Origin of the sequence: Flavobacterium sp. CS20 (genome assembly GCF_018080005.1) — a bacterium.
Classification (GTDB): domain Bacteria; phylum Bacteroidota; class Bacteroidia; order Flavobacteriales; family Flavobacteriaceae; genus Psychroflexus.
Map to the genome: position 1 here is coordinate 741,387 of NZ_CP073015.1, position 24,181 is coordinate 765,567.

Sequence of the window (24,181 nt, forward strand, 5' to 3'; positions counted from 1 at the left end):
TTAGGATTTGTTGGATTTTTGGATTCTAGGATTGTTCTCGACATATTCCTTATTCTCAGGGTGATTTACATTATAAACTCGCTTAAACTCCATACTTTTTGAACCAAAATTTATAAGTAACCCAATTGGCAAATTATAGGCTTGGCAATAATTCATTGCCTGAGCCAAGTGAACATCTTCTAATTTGATTAAAGCTTTTAGCTCAACCATAATTAGGTCTTCAACAAAAAAATCTACACGTCTAGTACCTATATCGATCCCTTCATAAAATATGCTCATTTCCATTTCACGTTGATAACCTAGTCCTTGTTTTTCCATTTCAATTGCTAACGCTCTTTGATAAATCACTTCTTGGAATCCATTACCTAAAGCTGAGTGTACTTTCATTGCACAGCCTATGATTTTATGTGTTAATTCTTCATATCTCATAATCTAATCATCCTTTAATCTTAAAAATCATAATTCTGACGGTTTATTTGAATCTAAATATACATCATCCGTCGTCTTCTTAATGGACTTCAAAAAATCCTGTTTGTCTAATATTTCTTTTTGGTACTGTGCTATTTTGTAGAGCTTGTTAAAGCGTTCTTTTTTACTCACTCCTTCACGTATCATATCTGCATTGGCAGATTCTAAATTCGATAGAATAGCCAACTCGTTTATACTGGCAATATCTCGTAAATTTTTTCCTTCTAAGGTCAATTGCGGATTGGCTTCTCGCCATTGTTTAGCTGTACACTTGAATAATGCTACATTCAAAATATCGGCTTCTTCTGCATAGGCGAGCCATTCTGTTTCTTTAGTATAATTAGACTGTGGTAAAATGTAGTCTTTCACAGCATCTGTTTGAATGCTGTAATTAACCTTGCTCAATACACGCTTTACATTCCATTCTAAATTGTATTGGTTGTTTTCAATTTCTTTAAGGCGTTGGTACTCTTTAATTAAATACAGTTTGAAAACTGGGCTTATGGCAGAAGCAAATTCAAAGGCTATGTCTTTGTGGGCATAAGTTCCTCCATACTTTCCTTTTTTTACTAATAATCCAATAGCATTGGTGGTCTCTATCCAATTCCCTGGGCTTAAAACAAAGCTGGGTAATCCTGCCTGTGTTTTAAAGTGGTCGAATTCGACCACTTTAAAATTAGGGTTGTTCATTTGCTCCCACACGCCTAAAAACTCAAGGGTAGAGCGGTTGCGTATCCAATTTTTGATAATATCGGCGACTCGTCCGTCACCTTCCTTACCTTTTGCCATATCTGTAAGCGAGATATAGTCTTCACTTTCTATTTGTGAAATAGTGATTGGCAGATTTTGTACCTGTATGGTTGTATTCTTTTTACTCATTTAAGTTGCATTTTATAAGCATCGATTTCGAAGCGTTTAAACATGTCGAATTCGACACCTTTTTAATTAAGGCGATTTCGCCCCATTTAAAACCATTTTTCAAATCACAATTCCTCAATCTTAAAATCATAAATCAAATGGTTTTAAATTCTATACCTGCATCTTTCATCTGCAAAGACGCATTGGTTTTCAATTGGTCGTTGCCTTTAAAAAGCTTGTCTAAAGCAATTACTTTTTGTGGCTTGTTGGCAATTACTGCATCAATAATTTCTTGATTGGCTTTTTCCAAAATCAAGATAAGTTCGGTTTCATTGATGGCATAAAAACCTTCGGGCGTTGAGCTTGTCGAAACGTGCGAAATGGTGCTGTTTAAGTCTTTACCACTTTTTAGCAAAAGTTCATATACCATATTTTCGGTAGTGGCATTTTTGGCAACAGGGTCAACAAACAGTTTCATTTGCTCCTCCAAAGCTTGTTTGTCTTTGCCTGTAATTTGTTGCCATTGCTTGAAGTTGCTGTTGACCAAACTGAGAGATTTGAATCCAAGTCGATTTTTATATGGATTAGTATATTTATTAATCGCATATTTCAATCTTGTTCTGCCAACATCTGTAACAGTTTTAATGTGTGATAGTTTTTCGCTAGAGTAATTCTCGGCTATTTCTTTCTCTCCAATTAATTCATCCATTTGGATACAGATAAACTTTCTGTTTCCATTATCTTCATTATTCAGGTCGTAAACTGCATGACCAAGTGTACAAGAACCTGCGAAAAAATCAAGGACTAAGTCATTATCATTTTTTGAAGTTGCCATGTTAATGATTCTCTTTAGCATTGCTAAAGGTTTTTTACCATTAGGATAAGGTACACTGCCTTCCTTTGTGAGATTTTTGGTTTCACTTGCATAGTCCCAATAAGTTCCTTTAATTTCTTTTTTATAGAGAACACCGTCTATTTCATCACTTACATCTCGGAGCCAAGCAAATAACCTAAAGCTATCACCCTTATAAAACTGCTCATACAGTACACCTTTATTTCTTCCACTTTTGGGAACATATTCGATTGAGAATAAGTCTCCCTCAATTTTGAGTTCTTTTACTTTTTTCATTACTCTAGGTCGAATAGAACTTTGAGGCATAGCCGTTTGGAAAATCTTTGCCCCATATTTAGAGTAAGCCTCCTGTTCCGAAAGGTTTTCTTCTTTACAGATTGCAGAAATAGATTTTATAGAATAATTCTCACGTTTAAAAATGGCAATATCATTTCCTTCACCATCTTTAGTTTTTCCTATGGGGATTTTATCACCCTCATCTAATAATACACTTGTGTATTTCCAACTCTTACCAATTTCTCTATATTCCTCAACTAACTCATGAACTGGTATTAAATCATACGCTTCATTAAATGGTTTTAGCTCATTGTAATTTTTACAGTAAATAAGTAAATACTCAACATTTTTTTTAAGCTTAATATCTTCACCGCCACCTGAAGCACCTGCTACATTTTTCATATTAACTGACACAGTATTAATAAAATTTTCTTCGCCAAAAATTTCATTCATTAAAAGTATCAGGTTATGCACCTCATTATCGTCAATAGACACGAAAATGACACCATCTTGTTTGAGTAGGTTTTTAGCAAGATAGAGGCGTGGCATCATCATATTGAGCCAATTGCTGTGGTATTGTCCGTTTTCTTTACTGTTCTTTTTGAACATACCGTCTTTGGTCATATAGCCTTCTTCGTCTTTGTCGCCAACACGTTTTTCGTAGTCTGCTTTAGTTTCAGAGAATTTGTCAGGATAAATAAACGAGTCGTTTCCTGTGTTGTAAGGTGGGTCTATGTAAATCATTTTAACCTTACCGAAATAGCTTTTTTGAAGAACTTTTAATACTTCCAAATTTTCTCCCTCAATAAAAATATGTTCGGTATCGTCAAAATTTACGCTTTCGTCTTTCGCTGGCACAAGTGTTTTGGTGGTTGGTGCTTGCAACACTTTAAAGGCTTCACTTTTTCCTGCCCAATTCAGCACGTAGCGTTCGTTTGAGAAGTTGATATCTTCTCCAAGCGTAGCTTTTAGCTTTTCCCAATCCACTTTGCCTTCGGCAAATACTTCAGGCAACACTTGTTTTAAAGCGTTTAGTTTTTCCTGTTCTGGTGTTAGACTTGTTCCGTCCATATATTTATAATTCTTTTTTGTCAGTTAGTAATTCTTTGGCCTCTACATTCAAGATTTCCGCAATCTTGTATAAGTCCTCCAAACTTGGTTGTCGTCTGTTTTGGGCGTAAGAGTTTACCATATTGTAACTCTTTCCCATTTGTTCAGCCAACCATTTTTGTTTAATTCCCTTTTTTTCTAAAACCTCTTTTATTCGGTTCATTTTTGAACTTGTTTTATAGTCCGCTAAAATAGGAAAAATTATTTATTATCTCACTAAATGAGTATTTAAATAACCATTCTGTTTGGGTGCGGTGGGTAAGGGCAAGCTCTTTTGGTTTTTTCAGCGTTGGCTTTGCGTGACGGCAAAAACCAAATGTGCTTGACCGTGCGGTGGCTTTTCAGCTTGCAGGTAACTCCAGTATATACAGGATCCTTAAAATACCTGCCAGCATTTCGGTTCTACTCAATGACCACAGCAGGCTGGTACGTCGGCATTATACCTGTAGCACATTATTAAGTCAAATAGGTTTAACTTTATTAAAGTAATACTAAATCTTTATTTTTCATAGGCAAGTTAAAAGAGTTTTATTTTATTTACAGTTATTAATCTTTATATGAAAAATACCGACGATAAATACGTGATTTTGGTTGATGAGAACGATAATCCCATCGGCAAAATGGAAAAAATAGAAGCCCATGAAAAAGGACTTTTACATCGTGCGTTTTCAGTGTTTGTTTTTAATGATAAAGACGAATTGCTGTTGCAACAACGAGCGTTGACCAAATATCACACACCAGGATTGTGGAGTAATACCTGCTGTAGTCATCAAAATGAAGGAGAAAGCAATATAGAAGCAGGAAAACGCCGCTTAGAAGAAGAAATGGGGTTTTCTGTGCCTTTAGAAGAAGTGATGTCTTTTACCTACAAAGCTCCTTTTGCAAATGGCTTGACCGAGCACGAATTTGACCATATTCTAATTGGATATTACAACCAAGACCCTAAACCTAATCCTGATGAAGTTGCAAATTTTAAATGGCGAACTTTAAACCAAATCAAATCAGATATCGCCAATCATCCTGAGCAATACACAGCTTGGTTCAAAATTATATTTGATAAATATCTCACCGCCATTGCACAAAACAAAATGATATGAAAGTTACGGTTCACAGAAAAGCACATTTTAACAGCGCCCATCGTTTGTATCGAAAAGATTGGACAGATGAGAAAAATGATGCCGTTTTTGGGAAATGCAGTAACCCACATTTTCACGGTCACAACTATGAATTAGTGGTTTCTGTGACAGGTGAAGTTAACCCTGAGACGGGTTATGTTATTGACATAAAAGAGCTTAAAGATTTAATCAAATCTGAAGTTGAAGACGAATTTGACCACAAAAATCTCAACGAGCAAGTTGAGGTTTTTAAAACATTAAATCCTACGGCAGAAAATATCGTGGTAGTGATATGGCAAAAGTTGAGAAAACGTTTAGATAAGCATCTCGAACTGAGCGTGACTTTATACGAAACGTCAAGAAATTTTGTAACCTATAAAGGCTAATACAATGAAAGTAAACGATAAATTGAAAGCATTTACTGCCAAAGATCAAAACGGAGATGAATTTGATATTTCTCAATATCTCGGTAAAAAACCTTTAGTCATTTATTTTTATCCCAAAAATTTTACGCCAGGTTGCACCAAAGAAGCTTGTAGTTTTAGAGACAGCTATCAAGATTTTAAAGACCTCGGTGCTGAGGTTATCGGCATAAGTGATGACAGCGAAAGTTCACACCAACGCTTTGCTAAAAAACACGATTTGCCTTTTACATTGCTTTCTGACCAAGATGGTAAACTCAGAAAGCAATTTGGTGTAAAAAAAAGCTTGCTGGGCTTGTTACCAGGTCGAGAAACCTTTATTTTTGATGACAAAGGCATTCTAATTCACCGTTTTAATAGTATGGATGCCAAACCACATATCAGAAAAGCCTTAAAAGTTGTCAAAGAAATCAAATCTTAAACCAAAACTTTATCCTTTAAAGTTTAAACCCATTTTAAAAGAAAAAATATGGGGTGGACATCATTTAAATTATAAAGATTCATCCATTGCAAAAAACACTAAAATTGGAGAGTCTTGGGAGATTAGTGGCGTTGAAGACAGCATATCAGTTGTTGATAACGGAGATTTAAAAGGTCAAAAACTGAAGGCTATTTTAGCTGATTATAAAGAACAATTAGTTGGAAATTCGGCTTATAAACGTTTTGGAAACGAATTTCCTTTGTTGATAAAGTTTATCGATGCTAAAGACAATCTCTCCGTGCGACTTCACCCTGATGATAAGATTGCTAAAGCCAAGCATAATTGTCTGGGGAAAACGGAAATGTGGTATATCATAGAAGCTGAAAAAGATGGTTTTATTATAGCCGATTTTAATCGAAAGATGAATCGAGAAGAATATTTTAAAGCCGTTGAAAATATGACGATAAAAGACGTTTTGAACCACATTAAGGTCAAATCTGGTGATGTGTTTTTTATCGCTCCAGGCTTAATTCACGCCATTGGTTCAGGGGTTTTACTCGCCGAAATTCAACAAACTTCAGATATTACTTATAGAATTTACGATTGGGATAGAGTAGATGATCAAGGGCGTTCTCGAGAGCTTCATCAACAACAAGCCTCAGAAGCCATTGATTTTACTTATAGAGAGTCCAAAGTGAAATATGATAAAACAACAAATTCAGCGAATGAAGTTATTCATAATGAACATTTTAAAACGGATTATCTCAAAGTAGAAAATAGATTAAATTTAGATTTGACTAAATATGATAGTTTTACAATCCTTATGAATGTTGGCAAGGATGCTAAATTATATTATAACGAAAATACCTTTACGTTTAACGCGAAGGAAACTTATCTGATTCCAGCAAGCATTTCAAATATTAGTATTGAAGCAAAACAAACAGAAGTTTTGAGGGTTCATATATAATTCTAAAATAATTATTCATTAAAAGCCGAATAATTCACGAGCCTTTGTATTTTTGACACGGTTTACACCAGAACTATGACCCAAACCAGACCAAAAATTACTGGCCTTATCATTACACTCAATGAAGAGAAAAATATTGGTAAAGTCATTGAAAATATAGATTTTGTAGATGAAATTATCGTTTTAGATTCTTTTTCTACCGACAAAACTGTTGAAATTGCGACGTCTTACAATCAGGTAAAAGTCTATCAAAATAAATTTGAAAACTTTACCGACCAACGCAATTTGGCTTTAGATTATGCTACTCATAATTGGATCTTATTTTTAGATGCAGATGAACGCCTAACACCAGAATTAAGAGAAGAAATACTTGAAACGGTAAAGCAAGATGATACAGCAGAAGCTTATTATTTTTATAGAAAATTTATGTTCAAAGACAAGCCTTTACATTTTAGTGGATGGCAGACCGATAAAAACATTCGTTTGTTTAAAAAGGATGCCTTAGCACGATATTCTAAAGAGCGTTTGGTTCACGAAATTCTAAGGGTTAAAGGTCGAACGCGAACAATGAAGCACAAGTTGATTCATTACTCATATATCGATTATCACAGCTATAAACAGAAAATGATCAGCTATGCCAATCTCAAAGCAAAAGAGCTTTATATGAAAGATGTAAAACCGAATTTTTTTCATTTTTACATCAAACCAGCTTATAAATTTCTTTATACTTATTTGATACGTCTTGGGATATTAGACGGTAAGCGAGGCTTTATTATTTGTTATCTAAACGCCTTAAGTGTGTATTATCGTTATCCTTACTTAAAAACACTTTATCGCTCTAAGAAGACTTTAATTTAAACTTTTTCTTAAATCTTTTTTTACGATGAAATTTCTTTTGAAATGCTGATGTGGCTTCCCATAACATTTTAAATAATTTCTCTGAATTTTCACCGCTTAATTTGGCATATTCATCCGCTATAATACTCACCATATCGAGTTTTGGAGTTAGGCGTCTTAAATTGAACATTCGTTGCTGAAGTGTCAAACTATCGTGAAATGCCATCCGATTAAGGTCAACGAGATAAAACTCATAATGGCTATCACTTACTTTTTTAATCAAAGTATTGCCAGGAGAATGATCTTTAAATTCAATGCCGTTTTCGTGTAATTTAAAACAAAACTGTGTGAATTGTCTTAAAATAACTTCGTGTTCAGGCTACTCAGAATCAGTGACTAACTCTCTGAACATCAAGTCGCATTTTAAGTGTTCTGATACATAGTAACTGCTCGTTAAACCAATTAAATCTTTATCTTCAACATAAGCTATAGGTTTTGGCGTGCCTATATTTTTTGCGATGAGATGTTGAGCAAAGTTGTAAGAACGCTTAGCCTTTGATTCTCTAAAATATGTATAAATGATTTTTTTAATAAAATTAGGCTTTTGAAAAGCTTTGATATTTATGGTTAAACCATCAATTTCAAAAGTCTTAATACTATTTCTACTGCCGCCATAAATCAATTGACCTTGCTTATCGAAATTTACTATGCAGTTTAATATCTTATCTTGATAGGGGTTAAAATCTGGATGAATTTTTATAATCATTTATAAAATAAGTCTTATTGCAAAATTAAGAATATATTTTTCATAGGCTGTGTAATTTTATGCCATTGTAAGTTTTACAAGTTTTTAATGTTTTTAAATTAAAAGCAAAAGAAAACTTAAAAGTTGAATTTAACGTAAAGGCTATATACAGTATTGTGAAAAAAACTCCACCACTTTTTAACTATTCAATAAATTTAGCAACAATCCTTTAACTGCAATTAAATTGGCAATACAGCATAAATTATAGTCTTATTTTTAGGCATCGGGTTTTATTCGTCCTCTTTCGATGCTTTTGCTTTTTAAATATTCCAAAATTTCTTCTTTTGTCATTGTCGAGAAGATTTTGTCTAATCTGTCTTTTTGCTCTCTTGCAAATTTTACTGCATCAAATTTGTTTTTTGTTTTAGTTTCCATATTTCATCAATTCTCTTGGCGAGCGAATGTCCAATTGTTTATAACCATTTTTTAAGTTTATAGAATTATAGCCTCGTATTCGCTCAACATTTACTATATGCTTAAAATTCCAACTATTTTTTGGTCAATATATTCAGTCGCTAAATTAATGACCTCATCTTTATCTTTAAGAAACTCAGTAAAATTATTACCTAAATTCGCAAATAGATTTTTAATATGTTTTGGTGCAAATTCTAATTCCTCATCCAACATAGTTGATAATAAGACCGTAAATTAGCCGTTATTTATTCGTTTGAATAGGGGTTTAGTCCACTCCTCAAATTCAGTGTCAAAATAACCGCCAAATACGGAAGTATTCAAATATATCCGTTGAACATATTCTAAATTTGTTAGCCTCTGGATGGAGTGAAAATCAAATCTTGGAAAATTATCCCAGATTAAAAAAGAAGACATACAGTCAGTTTTTGCTTTCTTATAAGATATTTTTAAAGATAATATCAGACAGAGAAAATATTGATAAATTAATAACACGATTTATTAAAAAATATCATATATTTGTAATGTGATGAAATCAATTTTCAATCAAATATTGAGTGTTTTAATGGCTGTTGTTGTGATGTGTTCAACCCTATCAATGACGGTAAGCACACACTATTGCGGTAATATTATGGTTGATAAATCCATCATAAAACCCGCAAAAAAATGTGTGTTATATGAAAATGAAACACAACAAAATAATGGCATTACAAAAAGCAATTGTTGCAATGATGAGGTCAAAATCATAAAAGGACAAGATCAATTAAAACTTCAATCTACTGATTTTGAATTGCCACATCCCATTTTTGTTCAAGCTTTGGTTTATACATTTTTTGTAAAACCTATTTTTCAGACCAATACAACGCTTTCACATTACGAATATCCACCGCCTTTATACGAAAGGAACTTTCAAGCTTTATACCAGGTTTATCTGATTTGATATATTAAAATTTAACACAATTCTTTCTTCTGATTTTTTTTTTAGATTGAAAACCAATAATCGTGTATATGTTTTAATATCAAATCTTTATGCTTAATAAAATCATTAAATATTTTTTAGAGAACAAGTTAGTTACTGTTCTAGTGCTTATAGTTTTTGTGACTTGGGGAGTTGTTACAGCACCTTTTGGCTGGGACACAGGTGTATTGCCTTCTGATCCTGTACCTGTAGATATTGCCATACAAATTGTATTTACCGATATTGGCGAAAATCAACAAATTGTATTTACCGAATGGAAAGGGCGTTCGCCACAAGATATCGAAGACCAAATATCTTATCCATTAACAACTTATTTGTTGGGAATTCCTGGTGTAAAATCTATTAGAAGTACATCAGTTTTTGGGTTTTCAAGTATTTTCATCATTTTTTCAGAAGACGTAGAGTTTTACTGGTCGCGATCTCGTATTATAGAAAAACTCAATGCTTTACCTTCTGGTCTTCTGCCTAATGATGTTCAGCCAGCACTTGGTCCCGATGCCACAGCTCTCGGTCAAGTCTATTGGTACACCATTGAAGGTAGAGATAAAAACGGCAACCCGACTGGTGGTTGGGATTTACACGAAATCAGAACTGTTCAAGATTTTTATGTCAAATACGGTTTAAACGCCACCGAAGGCGTTTCTGAAGTCGCTTCTATTGGTGGTTTTGTAAAAGAATATCAAATTGATGTCAATCCCGATGCCTTAAAGGCTTATGATATTCCACTGCACAAGGTAATGCAAGCTGTTCAAAAATCTAACAGAGATGTAGGTGCTAAGACTATCGAGATTAATCAGGCAGAATATTTAGTGCGTGGCTTGGGTTATGTCAAAAAAATAGAAGACATTGAAAAAGCGGTGGTTGCTGTGCAAGATAATGTGCCTGTTAGAATTGAAGATATCGGGGTTGTTACTTTAGGACCAGCTACTCGCAGAGGTCTGTTAGATAAAGACGGAGCAGAAGTTGTAGGTGGAGTAGTAGTGGCAAGATATGGAGCTAATCCACTACAAGTTATCAATAACCTCAAAGACAAAATCAAAGAAATTGCTCCTGGCTTGCCCAAGAAAACCTTAGCAGACGGTAGAGAAAGTCAGTTAACTATCGTCCCATTTTATGACCGTTCTGAATTGATTTACGAAACCTTAGGTACGCTTGAAGAAGCCTTGTCTCTTGAGATACTCATTACTATTCTGGTAGTCATTGTGATGGTTTATAACTTAAGAGCTTCATTTTTAATTTCCAGTCTTTTACCCATAGCAGTGCTTATGGTTTTTATTGCGATGAAGTATTTTGATGTTACAGCCAATATTGTGGCTTTATCTGGTATTGCCATTGCCATTGGAACTATGGTCGATTTAGGCATTATCCTTTCAGAAAATATTATCAAACACTTAGATGAAGCTCCGCCAGGTCAAAAACTGATAGATAGCATTTACAACGGTGCATCTGAAGTAGCAACTGCCATTTTAACAGCCGTATCGACCACCATTGTTAGCTTTATCCCTGTATTTACGATGCAGGTCGCTGAAGGCAAACTCTTTGGTCCTTTAGCTTTTACCAAAACTTTTGCTTTAGTGGCGGCTTTGTTGGTTAGTTTATTAATTATGCCAACGTTAGCACAGTGGTTTTTTGGGTTTAAAATAAAAAATAAAAAGTTTAAGCAATATGGTAATTATATTCTGATCTTGCTTGGAATTGTAGCACTTTTCTATAATCAAGAATGGGCTGGTGTATTGCTCATGTTATTTGGAGCTATCAGCATCCTAAAAATGTATTTTCAAGATAAGAAAGATAAGTTTTCTAAGCCATTATTATTTTGTTATAATTATGCTGAATTAATTGTGGTGCTTTTTGGTGTAGTCTGGCTATTAGCTCAATATTGGTTACCACTTGGTGCGTCTAAATCTCTATTTATAAACTTAGTGTTTGTCGTCTTATTAGTCAGTATAATTCTCGGACTATTTAGACTTTTAGAGTACAAATACAAAAGCCTTCTTATCTGGTGTCTAAATAATAAAGTTAAATTTTTACTGCTTCCAGCATTACTCATACTGCTTGGTGCCAATATATGGTTAGGTTTCAACACCATCTTTGGATTTGTGTCCAAAGGGTTTGACAAAATCGGGGTAAATATCAACGACACAGAAGTTTGGTCGTAACTAATCAGTGTCAAAAATAAGACTATAAATTTTGGATAATACAAACTGAGCATATATTTTCTTTGTGCTTATTTCAATTTTTTAAAAAAAATTTCAAATAAGCCACTCATTAGAGCTTGATTTTAAAAATCAGACCTTTATCAACATTTTTAACTTTTTGGATTGATAACTAATTGGTTAATAATTTGTTTGTTACAAACATACCACCCTACATTTGTAAGAAAAAAAGTTGGAAAAGGATAAGCTTATAGAATCACTCTTGCAGAAGGTAGAAGAACTTTCTAAAAAGCTAATTGCTTTAGAATTAGAAAATAGTCAACTTAAAGCACGACTTAGTAAATATGAAACTCCAAAAAACAGTAATAATAGCTCCATACCACCCTCAAAGGATGAAAATAGACCAAAGAGAAAAGCCTAAGAATAAAGACAGGGCGTAAGCCAGGTGGGCAAACAGGAAGAAAAGGCAATACTTTGAAGATGGTTGAGATACCTGATGTTACAGAAGAACACATACCAGATTATTGTAACTGTTGTGGAAACGACCTTTCATCACTTCCACATCAATATGCAGGAAGTCGACAGGTATTTGACATCCCTGAAATAAAAATAAAAGTCACAGAAACACAAGGTTTATAAAAAAGTTTGTCCTTGCGGTTGTGAAACAAAAAGCGACTATCCATCACAAGCAAATGCACCCGTAAGCTATGGGAATAATATTGAAAGTTTAATAGGATATTTTCATACCAGACAATACTTGCCTTTTAAGAGAATGCAAGAAATGTTCAATACGGTTTTTAATATTCCTATAAGTGAAGGAGGAATACACTATTTATTAAACAAACTTGTCACTAAAGCTGAACCTGCATATAATCTGATAAAACAAGAAATAGCAAACTCAAAATCGCCTATCGGTAGCGATGAAACAGGGAGTAAAAGTATCAGGAGACAAAAACTGGGCGTGGACATGGCAAAATGAAAAAGCAACCTTTATTACCATAACTGATAATAGAGGACAAAAAAGTATAGAACAAACCTTTGAAAATGGTTTTGAAAATGCTGTGTTAGTGCACGATTGTTGGAAGAGTCATTTCAATACCAACGCTCAATCACACCAAATTTGCATGGCACATTTACTTCGGGATTTAAACTATCTAACTGAAAAGTACGATCATAAATGGAGTAGAGCTTGCAAAAACTTATTTTTAAAAGCCATCAACTTTAAGAAAAATATAAAAGATATAGCCTTTAACAAGGATTGTCCAATAAAGAAAAGTATAGAAAAAAGAATGGATATCATCTTAAATCATGATCCGCCAAAAGAACATAAAGAATTAATAACTTTTAAAAAAAGACTTATAAAATACAGGAACTATATCTTTACATTCCTCTATCATCTGGATGTACCTCCAGATAACAACGCCTCTGAAAGAGCAATAAGAAATATAAAAGTAAAACAGAAAATCTCTGGACAATTTAGATCAGAACAGGGCTGTGATAACTTTGCCATACTTAGATCTGTAACAGATTCTTGTTTAAAAAATCAGCAATCAGTTTTATCTACACTAAATATTATTGCTAATTTGCGGACTGATTAGTTACGTTTGGTCAAGTTTAGCTAAAACATTTCCTGGCATAGGAAAAGAGTTTATGCCAGCCCTTGATGAAGGCACTTTTCTGTTGATGCCTACTTCAATGCCACATTCGGGAATTGAATACAACAGAAAGGTTTTAGGGCAATTAGATATGCTGATCACCAACATTCCCGAAGTTGAATTAACGGTTGGAAAATTAGGACGCGTTGAATCGGCATTAGATCCAGCACCAATTTCAATGTATGAAAATATCATCAATTACAGACCTGAGTATATTCTTAACCATTGTTGTCCGATAAAAATCTAAATTACTAAAAAAATCTTTTGTATCGCCTAATTTCACTGTGTAGCTTTAGTATTTTAAAAATAGAACCTCCTTATGGGTCAAAAAGGCTTAATTGACCTATATTTTTTGTTGTAATATCTTCCCATTTTGCTTCTGGATTTTTAAGGAATTTGAACAAATCAATATAGGTCATTAAATGATATCGTATCACGGACATCATATTAGAATATGCCCATTTTCTTTCTGCTTTTCTCTGAATGACAAGCATTATTAGTTGTATGATTAAGCTGACCCATATCTGTATCTCGATGGCATTTTGATTATCTCCAAGAAAATACTTTAGCGGGAAGTTTTGTTTAAGGCGTTTGAACATAGTCTCGATTTGCCACCTGTTCTTGTAGATCTCGGCAATTTTATCTGCCTGAAGTTCATAATTGTTGGTAATGAACTCATAAACTTTTTGGTGTTTATCGTACCAAAAAGCTATTCTTCTAAGGTAAAATGGCTTACCGTCATTGTCTTTGAGTTCTATTTTTTCGTCCTTTAGGACAGCATCATCTACCGTGTCGGGAATATCAAACTCTTCAAGGCTTGTATAACGGGCATTGTCTTTTTGTCTGGTCACAAAGTAAATATTCTCTAAGGTCCATTTTTGGTATTGTTTATAATCCACATAACCTTTATCAAAGACGACATAAGAACCTTTCTTGAGTTCAAGATCCTTTAAAAAGGTATGGTCATGGGTTGCGGCATTTGAGAACTTTATCAGACAGGGCACATCTTCCATAGCATTTATCATAGTGTGCATCTTGATACCACCTTTCTTTTTGCCGTTGAGTGAGTTTCTACCTACACCTTTAAGAATGTCACTAAAGAGTGTTATAGTTGATGAATCAACAATTTTAAGGTCTTTTACAGCTGGTTCATAAGTTCTGCTGTCCGACAAAAATCGGTGGTAACGTTTATAGAGTAAATGGTAAATATCAGCAAATACTGATGAGCTTCTTCTCCTGTTGGCGTCAGATAATGTGCTTCGCTTTGGGAAATCTTTTAGCCCCAAATGGTTGATTTTTCCTTCACAAGCAAGCATAATACTCGATACTTCACGAAGCGAGCTACAACCACTAATGACAGTGAAAATCATAGTAACTAAATGCTCATAAGTAGTGAACTTTTTAGTGTATCTGTCGCTGTTATGCTTTTCGGCTGTCCGATAAACATCGTTGGGTAAAATAAAATTTAAAACCTGTTTGATAATGGGTTGACCGCTGAAATTTTTACTTTTGTTCATATCTCTTTTTTTTTGCGAAAGATGAAGATATAAAAAAGTGGGAAATCCTGTATTGGAAATCCCACTTTAAAATATTTTATCGGACACTAATGATTCTTAACAAAAAAGGTCATAAGCAACGCTTTAAAGTAGATGATAAAGGTCGATTTATTACCAAAAACAAAGATACATTGACCAATAGCGAAGGTTTAAAACAAGGCATTGAAGCCGATCAGCTTATCGCCGATGACGACGGAAAATACTACCGCAACTGGCGTGAGCACATTCAATCGCCAGATGATATTTGGAACGAACTCATCAAAAAAATCAGTTATATACCTGGAATCACATCTGCACCAAAATTACAGCCTATAGAAACGCGCTTGGTGATGCTTCAAACGGGAATGCGAGCACCTATGGGAATCAAAGTGTATGGACCAGATTTAAAAACCATTGAAAACTTTGGGTTACAATTAGAAAATATCCTTAAAGATGTTCCTTCGGTTAAAAAAGAAGCTGTTTTTGCTGATCGAATCATTGGTAAACCTTATCTACATCTCAATATTAACCGAGAAGAAATTTCACGCTATGGTCTCAACATTGAAGATGTTCAACAAACCATAGAAACGGCTATTGGTGGTATGAAAATAACTTCCACCGTTGAAGGTAGAGAGCGTTTTCCTGTTAGAGTTCGTTACCACAGAGAATTAAGAAACGACCAAGAAAGCATTGGTAAAATTTTGATATCAACGCTGTAATTCCCTGATATAGGTTGACCGTTTTTAAAACAAATCAAAGATGCTAAAAAACGGAAAAAGAATCAACACAAGACGGAAATATTCCGAAGATTTTAAATTAAGAATTGTAAATGAATACGAGTCAGGTAAACACTCAGTTTGTGAATTAGAAAAGATTTACGATATTCCTAATGCAAGTATTTATAACTGGATTTACAAATATTCCAAATACAACAAAAAGTCAATTAAAGTTGTTGAATTAAAAGATAGTCAAATGCAAAAACTTAAGGAATTACAAAACAGAATCGCTGAATTAGAACAGGCTTTAGGGCAAAAACAAATGAACATTGACTATCTGGAAAAAATGATAGAGCTAGCTAAAGAGCAATATGATATCGACATCAAAAAAAACTCAAACACCCCACAATCTGGTGGTTCCAAGACCACAAAAAAGAACTAAAATACAATTTAAACGCTTTTTATGGTTTTTTGAACATCAGTAAACAAGCCGTTCATCAAGCCAGAAAGAGGCAACAACAATTTGATATGGAACTTATGGATTTAGTAAATCAAGCAGATATCATAAGAGAAGATCACCCAGGTTGTGGGGTAGAGAAAATGTATAGAGCTCTTAAGCCAAAGTTTATGGGCAGAGATAAATTCTGTGAAATTTTTATGGACTTAGGCTATCGAGTAAGAACAATAAAGAATTACAGAAGAACTACTATACCAACTCATTTAAATTACCCAAATCTAATTGAAGGTATGGGAGTTACAAAACCACATCAAGTTTTGCAGAGCGATATCACCTATTTTTATCTAAATGACGATTTCTATTACATAGTCTTTATCTTGGATGTTTACACAAGAAAGATAATTGGCTACAATGTAAGCTCAAATATGCGTCATGAAAGTAACATAAAGGCTTTAAAAATGGCATTAAAACAAATTAACCCTAAAGAGAGAAACAACATGATACATCATTCAGATCGCGGTTCTCAATATGGCAGTAAAGCTTATGTAAAGATTTTGAATGATTCGGGAATCAAAATCAGCATGGGTCTTAAAGCACAGGATAATGCATATGCAGAAAGAATAAATGGAACTATTAAAAACGAATACTTAAAACTATGGAATATAAATGATTACAAAGACTTAAAAATCAAAACAAGAAAAGCGGTAAAGCATTACAACACCAAAAGAGGTCATAGTAATTTACCTAATGACTTTTCGCCTAACCAGTTTGAAAAACTTTTATTAAATTTGAGCACCCAAGAAAGACCGACGGTGATTATTTATGCCGATGGTAATTATAAAGTCAAGGTGGCATCGAGCCACCATGACTTTATTACCCAAGAAAGACCTCTGGCTCATAATTGTCCGATAATAATTAAAAATGAATAATAACCAAAACGGTCAACGCTATTTAGGGAAGGTCAGCCAACTGGATCCCAAATCCCTTTATCTCAAATCATTGATTTTGAGTATGTCCGTGAAGCACAAGCTATCAAGAGTGAAGAAACTTTTTTAGTGGGTTATGTGCTTTTTGATAAACGTGATGGTTTTTCAGAGGTTACGGTAATAAATGATGCTCAAAAAACCATAAACGACAAAATTGACAGTGGTGAGTTGAATGTTCCCTCTGGTGTAAGTTATAAGTTTTCAGGAAATTACGAAAATCAAGTTAGAGCCGAGAAACGCCTGTCTATTATCGTCCCTATAGTGCTTGTTATTGTTTTTCTTATACTTTACTTCCAATTTAAGTCTGTAAGCACATCTCTTATGGTGTTTACAGGAATTGCAATAGCTTTTAGTGGTGGTTTTATTGTTTTATGGCTCTATGGTCAACATTGGTTTGCTGATTTTTCGCTTTTTGGAACAAATTTTAGAGACTTGTTTCAAATACATACCATCAATTTAAGTGTGGCCGTTTGGGTTGGTTTTATTGCATTGTTCGGCATAGCAACTGACAATGGGGTTTTGATAGCAACTTACTTAGACCAAAGCTTTAAAAGAAATAAAACCAAAAGTCTTGAGGCCATTAGGTTTGCCACTGTAGAAGCTGGTCAACGTAGAATTAAGCCAGCTGTAATGACATCAGCCACTACCATCATTGCTTTATTGCCTATTCTTACATCAGCTGGACGTGGCTCAGATATCATGATACCAATGGCTATTCCATCAATTGGCGGGATGGTTTTTGCGACCATTACCTTCTTTATCGTTCCCGTTATTTATTGTTGGAGAGAAGAGCGTAAACTTTCAAAAACACAATTATGAAAAAGTATATCCTTATTTTAATAGCTGTCATAGGCATACATTCAGTTGGCATAAGTCAATCGTTAAATGATTATTTCAAAATAGTCGCTGAAAACAATCCTGGCTTACAGGCTAAATACAAATCGTTTGAAGCGACTATGGAAAAAGTGGCTCAGAGCAGTGACCTTCCTGATCCTAGTTTATCATTTGGTTATTTTATTTCGCCTGTTGAAACACGTGTTGGTCCACAGCAAGCCAAGTTTTCATTAACACAAATGTTTCCGTGGTTTGGCACTTTAAAAGCACAGGGAGATCTTGCTACGTTTTTTGCTGAAGCCAAATACCAAGCGTTTTTAGATGCCCGAAATCAATTGTATTATAAAGTAGCGGTGACTTATTATCCGCTTTATGAATTAAATGAATTTATAGAAATTGAATTAGAAAATCAACGCATATTAAAGTCCTATAAAACCATTGCAACAACCCAGTTCGGTAACGACAAAGGAACTATGGTTGATGTATTACGTGTTGATATTATGCTGAAAGATGCTACAACAAATCTTTCTGTTCTTAACAAAAAAATAAAACCACTTGAAACTCGATTTAACAAGTTGCTCAATAGAAATGAAACTTCAAAGATCCTTATTCAAGATACTTTACAAGTTATACCGATGAGCAATAATTATAGAAAGGATTCTCTTTTAGTAGCTAATCCTATGCTTGAACAATTGGATTTAAAAGTCAAAGCCAGTGAAGCTCAAGAGCAAGCGACTGTCAAACAAGGATTGCCCAAATTTGGCGTGGGAATAGATTATGCCATTGTTGAAGAACGGTCAAATGTTTCTCTCTCTGACAATGGTCAGGATGTTTTAATGCCTATGTTAAGTTTGAGTATTCCTATTTTCAGAGGAAAGTATAAAGTCGCCAAAAAAGAAGCCCAATTGATGCAAGAAGCCTACAAATTACAAAAAGAAGACCTTACAAATAATTTGATAAGTTCTTATGATTTAACTTGGTTTGAAATTCAAAAACAATTGGAATTCATAACTTTATACCAAGAACAAATACAAACATCAAAACAATCCTTGCGTCTTTTATTCAGAGCGTATAGCGATTCAGGTAAAGAGTTTGAAGAAGTGTTGCGTATGCAACAACAAATCTTGAAGTATCAAAAAATGAAAGTTAAAGCTTTAGCTCAATACCATACCGCTTTAGCTCAATTAGATTATTTAACTGCTAAAACACAATAATTATGGAACCTAAATCTCATAAACATTCATCATCAAAAAACGGTCATGAAAATCATGACCATCACGACCATCATGCTATGATGATTAAAGATTTCAAAAAACGTTTTTGGATTTCTTTAGTCTTAACTCTACCAATAGTTGTACTCGCTCCAATGATTCAAGGATTGTTGAATTATGAGCTTCGTTTTGAAGGCGACCGATATATTCAATTTGCCTTGTCAACTATCATCTTTTTCTATGGTGGTTGGCCTTTTCTAAAAGGACTATTCGATGAAGTTAAAAAGAAAACACCAGGCATGATGACACTCATTGCTCTCGCTATCTCAGTAGCGTATTTCTACAGTTCGGCTGTCGTATTTGGTCTTGAGGGTAAGATTTTCTTTTGGGAATTGGCTAGCTTGATTGTTATTATGCTTCTCGGTCATTGGATAGAAATGAAATCGGTTATGGGAGCATCTAATGCTCTTCAAGAACTCGCCAAAATGATGCCTTCTACTGCGAGAAAAATTAACAAAAATGGTGATCACGAAGATGTCTCTATCGAAGACTTACAAGCAAATGACACTATCTTGGTTAGACCAGGTGAAAAAATTCCTGCAGATGGTGTTGTATTAGAAGGCGAAAGCCATGTCAATGAGTCTATGCTTACGGGCAGATCAAAACCTGTAGCAAAACAAAAAGACGATCAAGTAATTGGTGGCTCTATTAATGATAAAGGGACATTAAAAATCAAAGTCAAACATACGGGTGAAGATTCTTATTTGACTAAAGTAATTGGTATGGTCAAAGAAGCCCAAAAGGTCAAATCTAAAACTCAAAACTTGGCCGATAAAGTCTGATGCATGGCTATTTTATGTTGCTCTTGGTGCTGGTATCACCACGCTTATTGTTTGGCTAAGCCTTGGAAAAGATTTTGTATATGCCTTGGAACGTATGGTTACGGTAATGATTATTTCGTGTCCACATGCCTTAGGTCTTGCAGTTCCATTGGTTGTAGCTATTTCAACTGCAGTTTCTGCTAAAAACGGATTGCTGATTCGCAACAGAACAGCTTTTGAAAATGCACGTAAATTAACGGCAATTATATTCGACAAAACAGGAACTTTAACTAAAGGTGAATTTGGCGTAACGCGTTTTAAAAGCACGTCAGATAAACTATCAGACAAAGAACTGCTACAAATGGCAGCATCAGTCGAAAACAGTTCTGAACATCCTATTGCTGGCGGTATTGTCAAAAAAGCAAAATCAGAAGAATTGTCATTAAACGAACCTGAAAACTTTCAAAATATCACAGGAAAAGGAATAAAAGCAACGCTTAATGATCAGCAAATACAAATTGTAAGTCCAGGTATGCTGAAAGAATTGAACATAGATATGCCATCAGAGGCTTTTAAAACAGAAGATGAAACGGTAGTCTTTGTCTTATTAGATGACAACTTGGTTGGTTTTATTGCCTTAGCTGACGAAATTAGACCTGAATCTATGTCTGCCATTCAAACTTTGAAAGATAGAGGTATAAAAGTCTTTATGGCTACTGGAGATAACGATAAAGTTGCAAAAGCAGTCAGTCAACAATTGTCCTTAGACAAATACTATGCTGAAGTGCTTCCAGAGGACAAACAAAACATCATTAAAGATTTACAAGACAAAGGAGAGTTTGTTGCCATGACAGGTGATGGCGTAAACGATGCTCCTGCACTTGCTCAAGCCAATGTTGGTATTGCTGTTGGTTCAGGCACCGATGTCGCTGCTGAAACCGCGGATATTGTTTTGGTCAATAGCAATCCTAAAGACATTGCCAACTTGGTAGTGTTTGGTGCGACTACATACAACAAGATGCTACAAAACCTTTGGTGGGCGACTGGTTATAATATTTTAGCTATACCATTGGCAACTGGTGTTCTAGCAAGTATAGGCATTATTTTAAGTCCAGCTATTGGAGCCGTTTTAATGAGTTTAAGCACAGTGATAGTGGCTATAAATGCTCAATTACTTAAAAAACAAATCAAAAATTAAAAATGAAAACAATGAATAAAAAAAGAATAATTATTATATCAAGCACACTTGTTATAGGGATATTGCTTGGATGGGTGATTTTTGGTGGTTCATCATCAAACAGCAACAAAGAAGACAACCATACCTCGGTCAAAAATTCACAAAATCAAACTTGGACTTGCTCAATGCATCCTCAAATACGTCAAAATGAACCTGGCAATTGCCCAATATGTGGAATGAAATTGATTCCTGTTGGCTCTGAAGATATTACTGAACTTGACCCTATGGCGATAAGCATGTCGCCTACCGCTATGCAGTTGGCACAAGTCCAAACTTTAGAAGTAAGCTCGGGTAGTAGCCAAAAATCTGTTCGCCTAAATGGCAAAGTTCAAGCTGATGAACGCTTGCTATATACACAATCTTCTCACATCCCTGGTAGAATTGAAAAACTGACAGTGAATTTTACAGGTGAATTTGTAAATAAAGGAGAAGTTATCGCTTATATCTATTCTCCTGAATTGGTAACTGCACAAGAAGAACTCTTTGAAGCTAAAAAAATTAAAGCTACACAACCTGCACTATTTAGGGCGACCAAAGAAAAATTAAAAAATTGGAAACTTTCTGACAATCAAATAGAGCAAATTTTAAATTCTGATGAAGTTATAGAAGAATTTCCCGTATTGGCTAATGTATCAGGCTATGTGACGAAAAAAATGATAAACATAGGTGATTATATCAAACAAGGAACAGTTATTTATGAAATTGCTGACCTCTCTAAAGTCTGGGTCATGTTTGATGTTTATGAATCTGATCTTAATTCAGTTAAAGTAGATGATGAGGTAAATTTCACGATTAAAGCCTTACCAGGTAAACAATTCAAAGGAAAGGTGTCTTATCTCGACCCTATGATTAATCCCCAAACAAGAGTAGCTCAAGCAAGGGTTGAACTCCCAAACCCTAATTATAAACTCTTGCCAGAAATGTTTGTTAGCGGTGTGGTAAAAGCTAAAACTGAAAACAATAACCAAATCAGTGTACCAAAATCTGCCGTGATGTGGACTGGAAAACGCTCTGTGGTTTATGTGATGCATCAAACCGCAAAAGGTGTCAGTTTTAAAATGCGAGAAGTGATTTTGGGTGAAAACTTAGGCGAAAACTATATAATAGAATCTGGGTTGCAAGATGGCGATAAAATTGCCGTAAATGGAACATTTAGTATTGATCTTACTGCTCAACTATCAGGTAAACCTAGTATGATGAATCCCGAAGGCGGTGTAGCTATGACAGGACACCATCACGGAAATATGGATATGCCGAAGACAAATCAAACTCATTCAGCTAAAGATAATGAAACCATTATTCAGCTTATTAATAATTATATTGAATTAAAAAATAGTTTGGTAAACGATAACTTTGAAGCTTCAAAACAAGCATATCATAATCTTTTATCAAAACTTTCAAACTATAGCGATACTACTTTTAAAAATTTAAATGAGATTAAAAACATTGAAGATTTAAGAGACAGTTTTATAAAAATTTCTGATGAAATAATCACATTAGTTAACACTTCAAATCCGTTGGAAAATAAAATCTACGTGCAACATTGTCCAATGGCTAATCAAAGTCAGGGTGCGTCTTGGTTGAGTTTTTCTAAAGAAATAAAAAATCCATATTACGGCGCTTCAATGCTGAAATGTGGCAGTGTGATTGATTCTATGCCGTAATATAAAATGTGTTTGATGTGACAAAAAAACGTCTAAAACGATAAAAAGAGTTAAACCTTCTGATAATTAATTAAATTTGTAAAAAAATGTAAGTGTTATTTAAAATCGTCGTTCCACTGTATAGAAACAATCTATCTGATAATGAATGGTTATCGTTAAACAATATATCTAAGTATTATTCCAAATCAGATATATGTCTATGCATACCTAAAAATCTTCTATTAGGTGAAAGTTTAAACAAATATGAAAATGTGAGATTTGATGACTTTTTTTTTGAAAGTGTTTCATCTTACAATAAACTTATGCTAAGTCAAGTTTTTTATGAAAGTTTTAAATCATATAAATACATTTTAATACACCAGTTAGATGCTTATATTTTTAAAGATGAATTAAAATTGTGGTGTGATAAAGATTATGATTATGTAGGTGCTCCATGGTTAAAATCAGAAAATCCTTTTAATAATTTATATAAAAGCAAAAAACTCAAAGATAGAGAACCCATTTTTTACAATGTTGGTAATGGTGGCTTTTCGCTTAGAAAAGTAAAAACATTTTTGAAATTTATCGAAAAATATGATGACATTATTACACGACATGAAAATCATCCTTTATATAATATTGAAGATGTTTTTTGGTCATTAATTGCACCAAAATATATTGAATTTGTAATCCCTGATTATAAAGAAGTCGCAAAGTTTAGTTTGGATAGAAAACCGAAAATTGGTCTAAAAATAAATGAAGGTCAATTGCCTTTTGGTTGTCATGGTTTTGAAAAGTCTAAAACTAAATCTTTTTGGCAAAAATACATTCAACATCTCTCATGAACACATTAGATATTCTAACCCCTTTAAATTATATAAAAAATCACAAAACAATCCTTTACCCAACCGACACCGTTTGGGGCATTGGTTGTGATCTTGCCGATGAAAATGCGGTAAAAAAAGTCTATCAACTCAAACAACGAGATGATTCTAAGGCTTTGGTTTGCTTAGTAAAAGACGTCGATATGTTATCAAAATATGTTGAAAGCATTCCTGATATGGCTTTAGAATATTTAAAACAAACCGAAAGACCCACAACTATTATTTACCCCAAAGCCAAACATTTAGCCAGAAATCTCATCGCTAAAGATGGCTCGATTGCCATAAGGATTTGCCAAACTGAATTTTGTCAAAACCTATTAAAAGAATTTGGTAAACCTATTGTTTCAACTTCGGCAAACATCAGTGGAACACCAACGCCAAAAGGATTTAAGGATATTCAACAAGAAATTTTAACGGGCGTTGACTATGTCGTAAATTTGCAAAATCAAAACAGCGATACTAAACCTTCAAGAATTATTAAATTTAACGAAAAAGGTCAAGTGCAAATTATTAGAGACTAACTT

Annotated in this window: 27 protein-coding genes and 4 pseudogenes; 22 read left to right on the plus strand and 9 right to left on the minus strand. The window is 34.0% G+C overall.

What is annotated here, in order from left to right:
• From IGB25_RS03645 to IGB25_RS03660, 4 genes are all read right to left on the minus strand, one after another.
• On the minus strand, window positions 1–429 hold the full coding sequence (locus IGB25_RS03645; RefSeq protein WP_211066207.1) for a GxxExxY protein: 429 nt from the start codon (window positions 427–429) through the stop codon (window positions 1–3).
• A gap of 27 nt (window positions 430–456) precedes the next feature.
• Window positions 457–1,347, minus strand: coding sequence for a KilA-N domain-containing protein (locus IGB25_RS03650; RefSeq protein ID WP_211066208.1), 891 nt, complete (start codon window positions 1,345–1,347; stop codon window positions 457–459).
• Window positions 1,348–1,480: 133 nt separating this feature from the next.
• Window positions 1,481–3,526, minus strand: a complete 2,046-nt coding sequence (locus tag IGB25_RS03655; RefSeq protein ID WP_211066209.1) for a site-specific DNA-methyltransferase — start codon at window positions 3,524–3,526, stop codon at window positions 1,481–1,483.
• Between the two features lie 4 nt (window positions 3,527–3,530).
• Window positions 3,531–3,728: a helix-turn-helix domain-containing protein gene (locus tag IGB25_RS03660; protein WP_211066210.1), complete on the minus strand. Its 198-nt coding sequence runs from the start codon at window positions 3,726–3,728 to the stop codon at window positions 3,531–3,533.
• Between the two features lie 394 nt (window positions 3,729–4,122).
• On the opposite strand from IGB25_RS03660, the gene idi reads away from it, so the two are divergent.
• From idi to IGB25_RS03685, 5 genes are all read left to right on the plus strand, one after another.
• The gene (idi, locus tag IGB25_RS03665) at window positions 4,123–4,662 is read left to right on the plus strand and encodes an isopentenyl-diphosphate Delta-isomerase (RefSeq protein WP_211066211.1); all 540 of its coding nucleotides are present in this window, start codon (window positions 4,123–4,125) and stop codon (window positions 4,660–4,662) included.
• The gene (locus tag IGB25_RS03670; protein WP_211066212.1) at window positions 4,659–5,066 is read left to right on the plus strand and encodes a 6-carboxytetrahydropterin synthase; all 408 of its coding nucleotides are present in this window, start codon (window positions 4,659–4,661) and stop codon (window positions 5,064–5,066) included. Before idi ends, IGB25_RS03670 begins: the two co-directional genes overlap by 4 nt.
• Window positions 5,067–5,070: 4 nt before the next feature.
• The gene (locus IGB25_RS03675) at window positions 5,071–5,523 is read left to right on the plus strand and encodes a peroxiredoxin (protein ID WP_211066213.1); all 453 of its coding nucleotides are present in this window, start codon (window positions 5,071–5,073) and stop codon (window positions 5,521–5,523) included.
• Window positions 5,501–6,490 (plus strand): type I phosphomannose isomerase catalytic subunit, encoded by a 990-nt coding sequence (locus IGB25_RS03680; protein ID WP_211066214.1) that lies wholly within the window; start codon window positions 5,501–5,503, stop codon window positions 6,488–6,490. Before IGB25_RS03675 ends, IGB25_RS03680 begins: the two co-directional genes overlap by 23 nt.
• Before the next feature lie 75 nt (window positions 6,491–6,565).
• Complete coding sequence (locus IGB25_RS03685) at window positions 6,566–7,348, plus strand: glycosyltransferase family 2 protein (RefSeq protein WP_211066215.1); 783 nt, start codon at window positions 6,566–6,568, stop codon at window positions 7,346–7,348.
• Here IGB25_RS03685 and IGB25_RS15415 read toward each other — a convergent pair.
• From IGB25_RS15415 to IGB25_RS03700, 4 genes are all read right to left on the minus strand, one after another.
• A complete protein-coding gene (locus IGB25_RS15415; protein ID WP_371815938.1) occupies window positions 7,329–7,610 on the minus strand; it encodes a hypothetical protein in 282 nt (93 codons plus the stop codon). The two genes, IGB25_RS03685 and IGB25_RS15415, sit on opposite strands and share 20 nt — an antisense overlap.
• A gap of 96 nt (window positions 7,611–7,706) precedes the next feature.
• Window positions 7,707–8,093, minus strand: a complete 387-nt coding sequence (locus tag IGB25_RS15420; protein WP_371815939.1) for a hypothetical protein — start codon at window positions 8,091–8,093, stop codon at window positions 7,707–7,709.
• A gap of 255 nt (window positions 8,094–8,348) precedes the next feature.
• Window positions 8,349–8,507 (minus strand): hypothetical protein, encoded by a 159-nt coding sequence (locus IGB25_RS03695; RefSeq protein ID WP_211066216.1) that lies wholly within the window; start codon window positions 8,505–8,507, stop codon window positions 8,349–8,351.
• 93 nt (window positions 8,508–8,600) lie between these two features.
• A complete protein-coding gene (locus tag IGB25_RS03700) occupies window positions 8,601–8,759 on the minus strand; it encodes a hypothetical protein (RefSeq protein ID WP_211066217.1) in 159 nt (52 codons plus the stop codon).
• A 110-nt stretch (window positions 8,760–8,869) separates the two neighbouring features.
• Here IGB25_RS03700 and IGB25_RS15425 point away from each other — a divergent pair, with 110 nt between their 5' ends.
• From IGB25_RS15425 to IGB25_RS03740, 7 genes and pseudogenes are all read left to right on the plus strand, one after another.
• Complete coding sequence (locus IGB25_RS15425) at window positions 8,870–9,073, plus strand: DUF433 domain-containing protein (protein WP_371815973.1); 204 nt, start codon at window positions 8,870–8,872, stop codon at window positions 9,071–9,073.
• Window positions 9,073–9,483: a hypothetical protein gene (locus IGB25_RS03710; RefSeq protein ID WP_211066219.1), complete on the plus strand. Its 411-nt coding sequence runs from the start codon at window positions 9,073–9,075 to the stop codon at window positions 9,481–9,483. Before IGB25_RS15425 ends, IGB25_RS03710 begins: the two co-directional genes overlap by 1 nt.
• 89 nt (window positions 9,484–9,572) lie before the next feature.
• Complete coding sequence (locus IGB25_RS03715) at window positions 9,573–11,681, plus strand: efflux RND transporter permease subunit (RefSeq protein ID WP_211066220.1); 2,109 nt, start codon at window positions 9,573–9,575, stop codon at window positions 11,679–11,681.
• Between the two features lie 229 nt (window positions 11,682–11,910).
• Window positions 11,911–12,099, plus strand: a complete 189-nt coding sequence (locus IGB25_RS03720) for a hypothetical protein (RefSeq protein WP_211066221.1) — start codon at window positions 11,911–11,913, stop codon at window positions 12,097–12,099.
• A gap of 59 nt (window positions 12,100–12,158) precedes the next feature.
• The gene (locus IGB25_RS03725; protein WP_211066222.1) at window positions 12,159–12,317 is read left to right on the plus strand and encodes an IS66 family transposase zinc-finger binding domain-containing protein; all 159 of its coding nucleotides are present in this window, start codon (window positions 12,159–12,161) and stop codon (window positions 12,315–12,317) included.
• Window positions 12,318–12,435: 118 nt separating this feature from the next.
• Window positions 12,436–13,276, plus strand: a pseudogene (locus tag IGB25_RS03735) (IS66 family transposase).
• Between the two features lie 22 nt (window positions 13,277–13,298).
• Window positions 13,299–13,556: pseudogene (locus IGB25_RS03740) on the plus strand (hypothetical protein); the annotation flags it as partial.
• 94 nt (window positions 13,557–13,650) lie between these two features.
• On the opposite strand, the gene IGB25_RS03745 reads toward IGB25_RS03740, so the two are convergent.
• A complete protein-coding gene (locus tag IGB25_RS03745; protein WP_211064494.1) occupies window positions 13,651–14,850 on the minus strand; it encodes an IS4 family transposase in 1,200 nt (399 codons plus the stop codon).
• Window positions 14,851–14,921: 71 nt separating this feature from the next.
• Between IGB25_RS03745 and IGB25_RS03750 the strand changes: the two are divergent.
• The 10 genes and pseudogenes from IGB25_RS03750 to IGB25_RS03790 form a co-directional block, all read left to right on the plus strand.
• Window positions 14,922–15,581, plus strand: a pseudogene (locus IGB25_RS03750) (efflux RND transporter permease subunit); the annotation flags it as partial.
• Between the two features lie 46 nt (window positions 15,582–15,627).
• A complete protein-coding gene (locus IGB25_RS03755) occupies window positions 15,628–16,026 on the plus strand; it encodes a transposase (RefSeq protein WP_211065049.1) in 399 nt (132 codons plus the stop codon).
• Between the two features lie 29 nt (window positions 16,027–16,055).
• A complete protein-coding gene (locus IGB25_RS03760) occupies window positions 16,056–16,970 on the plus strand; it encodes an IS3 family transposase (RefSeq protein ID WP_211066225.1) in 915 nt (304 codons plus the stop codon).
• Window positions 16,971–17,012: 42 nt separating this feature from the next.
• A pseudogene (locus IGB25_RS03765) lies at window positions 17,013–17,846 on the plus strand (efflux RND transporter permease subunit); the annotation flags it as partial.
• Window positions 17,843–19,075 carry a TolC family protein gene (locus IGB25_RS03770; RefSeq protein ID WP_211066226.1) on the plus strand — a complete coding sequence of 411 codons (1,233 nt, stop codon included), beginning with the start codon at window positions 17,843–17,845 and terminating at the stop codon, window positions 19,073–19,075. The pseudogene IGB25_RS03765 and the gene IGB25_RS03770, both read left to right, overlap by 4 nt.
• A gap of 2 nt (window positions 19,076–19,077) precedes the next feature.
• Window positions 19,078–19,914 (plus strand): HAD-IC family P-type ATPase, encoded by an 837-nt coding sequence (locus tag IGB25_RS15140; RefSeq protein ID WP_256437247.1) that lies wholly within the window; start codon window positions 19,078–19,080, stop codon window positions 19,912–19,914.
• Complete coding sequence (locus tag IGB25_RS03775) at window positions 19,850–21,091, plus strand: heavy metal translocating P-type ATPase (RefSeq protein WP_256437248.1); 1,242 nt, start codon at window positions 19,850–19,852, stop codon at window positions 21,089–21,091. The genes IGB25_RS15140 and IGB25_RS03775 overlap by 65 nt, the downstream gene beginning before the upstream one ends.
• A gap of 11 nt (window positions 21,092–21,102) precedes the next feature.
• On the plus strand, window positions 21,103–22,794 hold the full coding sequence (locus IGB25_RS03780) for an efflux RND transporter periplasmic adaptor subunit (protein ID WP_247653599.1): 1,692 nt from the start codon (window positions 21,103–21,105) through the stop codon (window positions 22,792–22,794).
• A 92-nt stretch (window positions 22,795–22,886) separates the two neighbouring features.
• Window positions 22,887–23,618: a DUF5672 family protein gene (locus IGB25_RS03785; RefSeq protein ID WP_211066228.1), complete on the plus strand. Its 732-nt coding sequence runs from the start codon at window positions 22,887–22,889 to the stop codon at window positions 23,616–23,618.
• Entirely contained in the window at window positions 23,615–24,178 is a 564-nt protein-coding gene (locus IGB25_RS03790; protein ID WP_211066229.1) for an L-threonylcarbamoyladenylate synthase, read from the plus strand. The genes IGB25_RS03785 and IGB25_RS03790 overlap by 4 nt, the downstream gene beginning before the upstream one ends.
• The last annotated feature ends 3 nt before the right edge of the window (window positions 24,179–24,181 follow it).

Bases quoted from the DNA above. Each gene is read 5' to 3' on its own strand.
- IGB25_RS15420 (WP_371815939.1), bottom strand. From the start codon at position 8,093: ATGATTATAAAAATTCATCCAGATTTTAACCCCTATCAAGATAAGATA.
- IGB25_RS03660 (WP_211066210.1), bottom strand. From the start codon at position 3,728: ATGAACCGAATAAAAGAGGTTTTAGAAAAAAAGGGAATTAAACAAAAA.
- IGB25_RS03725 (WP_211066222.1), top strand. From the start codon at position 12,159: ATGGTTGAGATACCTGATGTTACAGAAGAACACATACCAGATTATTGT.
- IGB25_RS03670 (WP_211066212.1), top strand. From the start codon at position 4,659: ATGAAAGTTACGGTTCACAGAAAAGCACATTTTAACAGCGCCCATCGT.
- IGB25_RS03685 (WP_211066215.1), top strand. From the start codon at position 6,566: ATGACCCAAACCAGACCAAAAATTACTGGCCTTATCATTACACTCAAT.
- IGB25_RS03755 (WP_211065049.1), top strand. From the start codon at position 15,628: ATGCTAAAAAACGGAAAAAGAATCAACACAAGACGGAAATATTCCGAA.
- IGB25_RS03780 (WP_247653599.1), top strand. From the start codon at position 21,103: ATGAATAAAAAAAGAATAATTATTATATCAAGCACACTTGTTATAGGG.
- IGB25_RS03695 (WP_211066216.1), bottom strand. From the start codon at position 8,507: ATGGAAACTAAAACAAAAAACAAATTTGATGCAGTAAAATTTGCAAGA.
- IGB25_RS03770 (WP_211066226.1), top strand. From the start codon at position 17,843: ATGAAAAAGTATATCCTTATTTTAATAGCTGTCATAGGCATACATTCA.
- idi (WP_211066211.1), top strand. From the start codon at position 4,123: ATGAAAAATACCGACGATAAATACGTGATTTTGGTTGATGAGAACGAT.
- IGB25_RS03790 (WP_211066229.1), top strand. From the start codon at position 23,615: ATGAACACATTAGATATTCTAACCCCTTTAAATTATATAAAAAATCAC.
- IGB25_RS03745 (WP_211064494.1), bottom strand. From the start codon at position 14,850: ATGAACAAAAGTAAAAATTTCAGCGGTCAACCCATTATCAAACAGGTT.
- IGB25_RS15140 (WP_256437247.1), top strand. From the start codon at position 19,078: ATGGAACCTAAATCTCATAAACATTCATCATCAAAAAACGGTCATGAA.
- IGB25_RS03675 (WP_211066213.1), top strand. From the start codon at position 5,071: ATGAAAGTAAACGATAAATTGAAAGCATTTACTGCCAAAGATCAAAAC.
- IGB25_RS03655 (WP_211066209.1), bottom strand. From the start codon at position 3,526: ATGGACGGAACAAGTCTAACACCAGAACAGGAAAAACTAAACGCTTTA.
- IGB25_RS03700 (WP_211066217.1), bottom strand. From the start codon at position 8,759: ATGTTGGATGAGGAATTAGAATTTGCACCAAAACATATTAAAAATCTA.
- IGB25_RS03715 (WP_211066220.1), top strand. From the start codon at position 9,573: ATGCTTAATAAAATCATTAAATATTTTTTAGAGAACAAGTTAGTTACT.
- IGB25_RS03645 (WP_211066207.1), bottom strand. From the start codon at position 429: ATGAGATATGAAGAATTAACACATAAAATCATAGGCTGTGCAATGAAA.
- IGB25_RS03650 (WP_211066208.1), bottom strand. From the start codon at position 1,347: ATGAGTAAAAAGAATACAACCATACAGGTACAAAATCTGCCAATCACT.
- IGB25_RS03710 (WP_211066219.1), top strand. From the start codon at position 9,073: ATGAAATCAATTTTCAATCAAATATTGAGTGTTTTAATGGCTGTTGTT.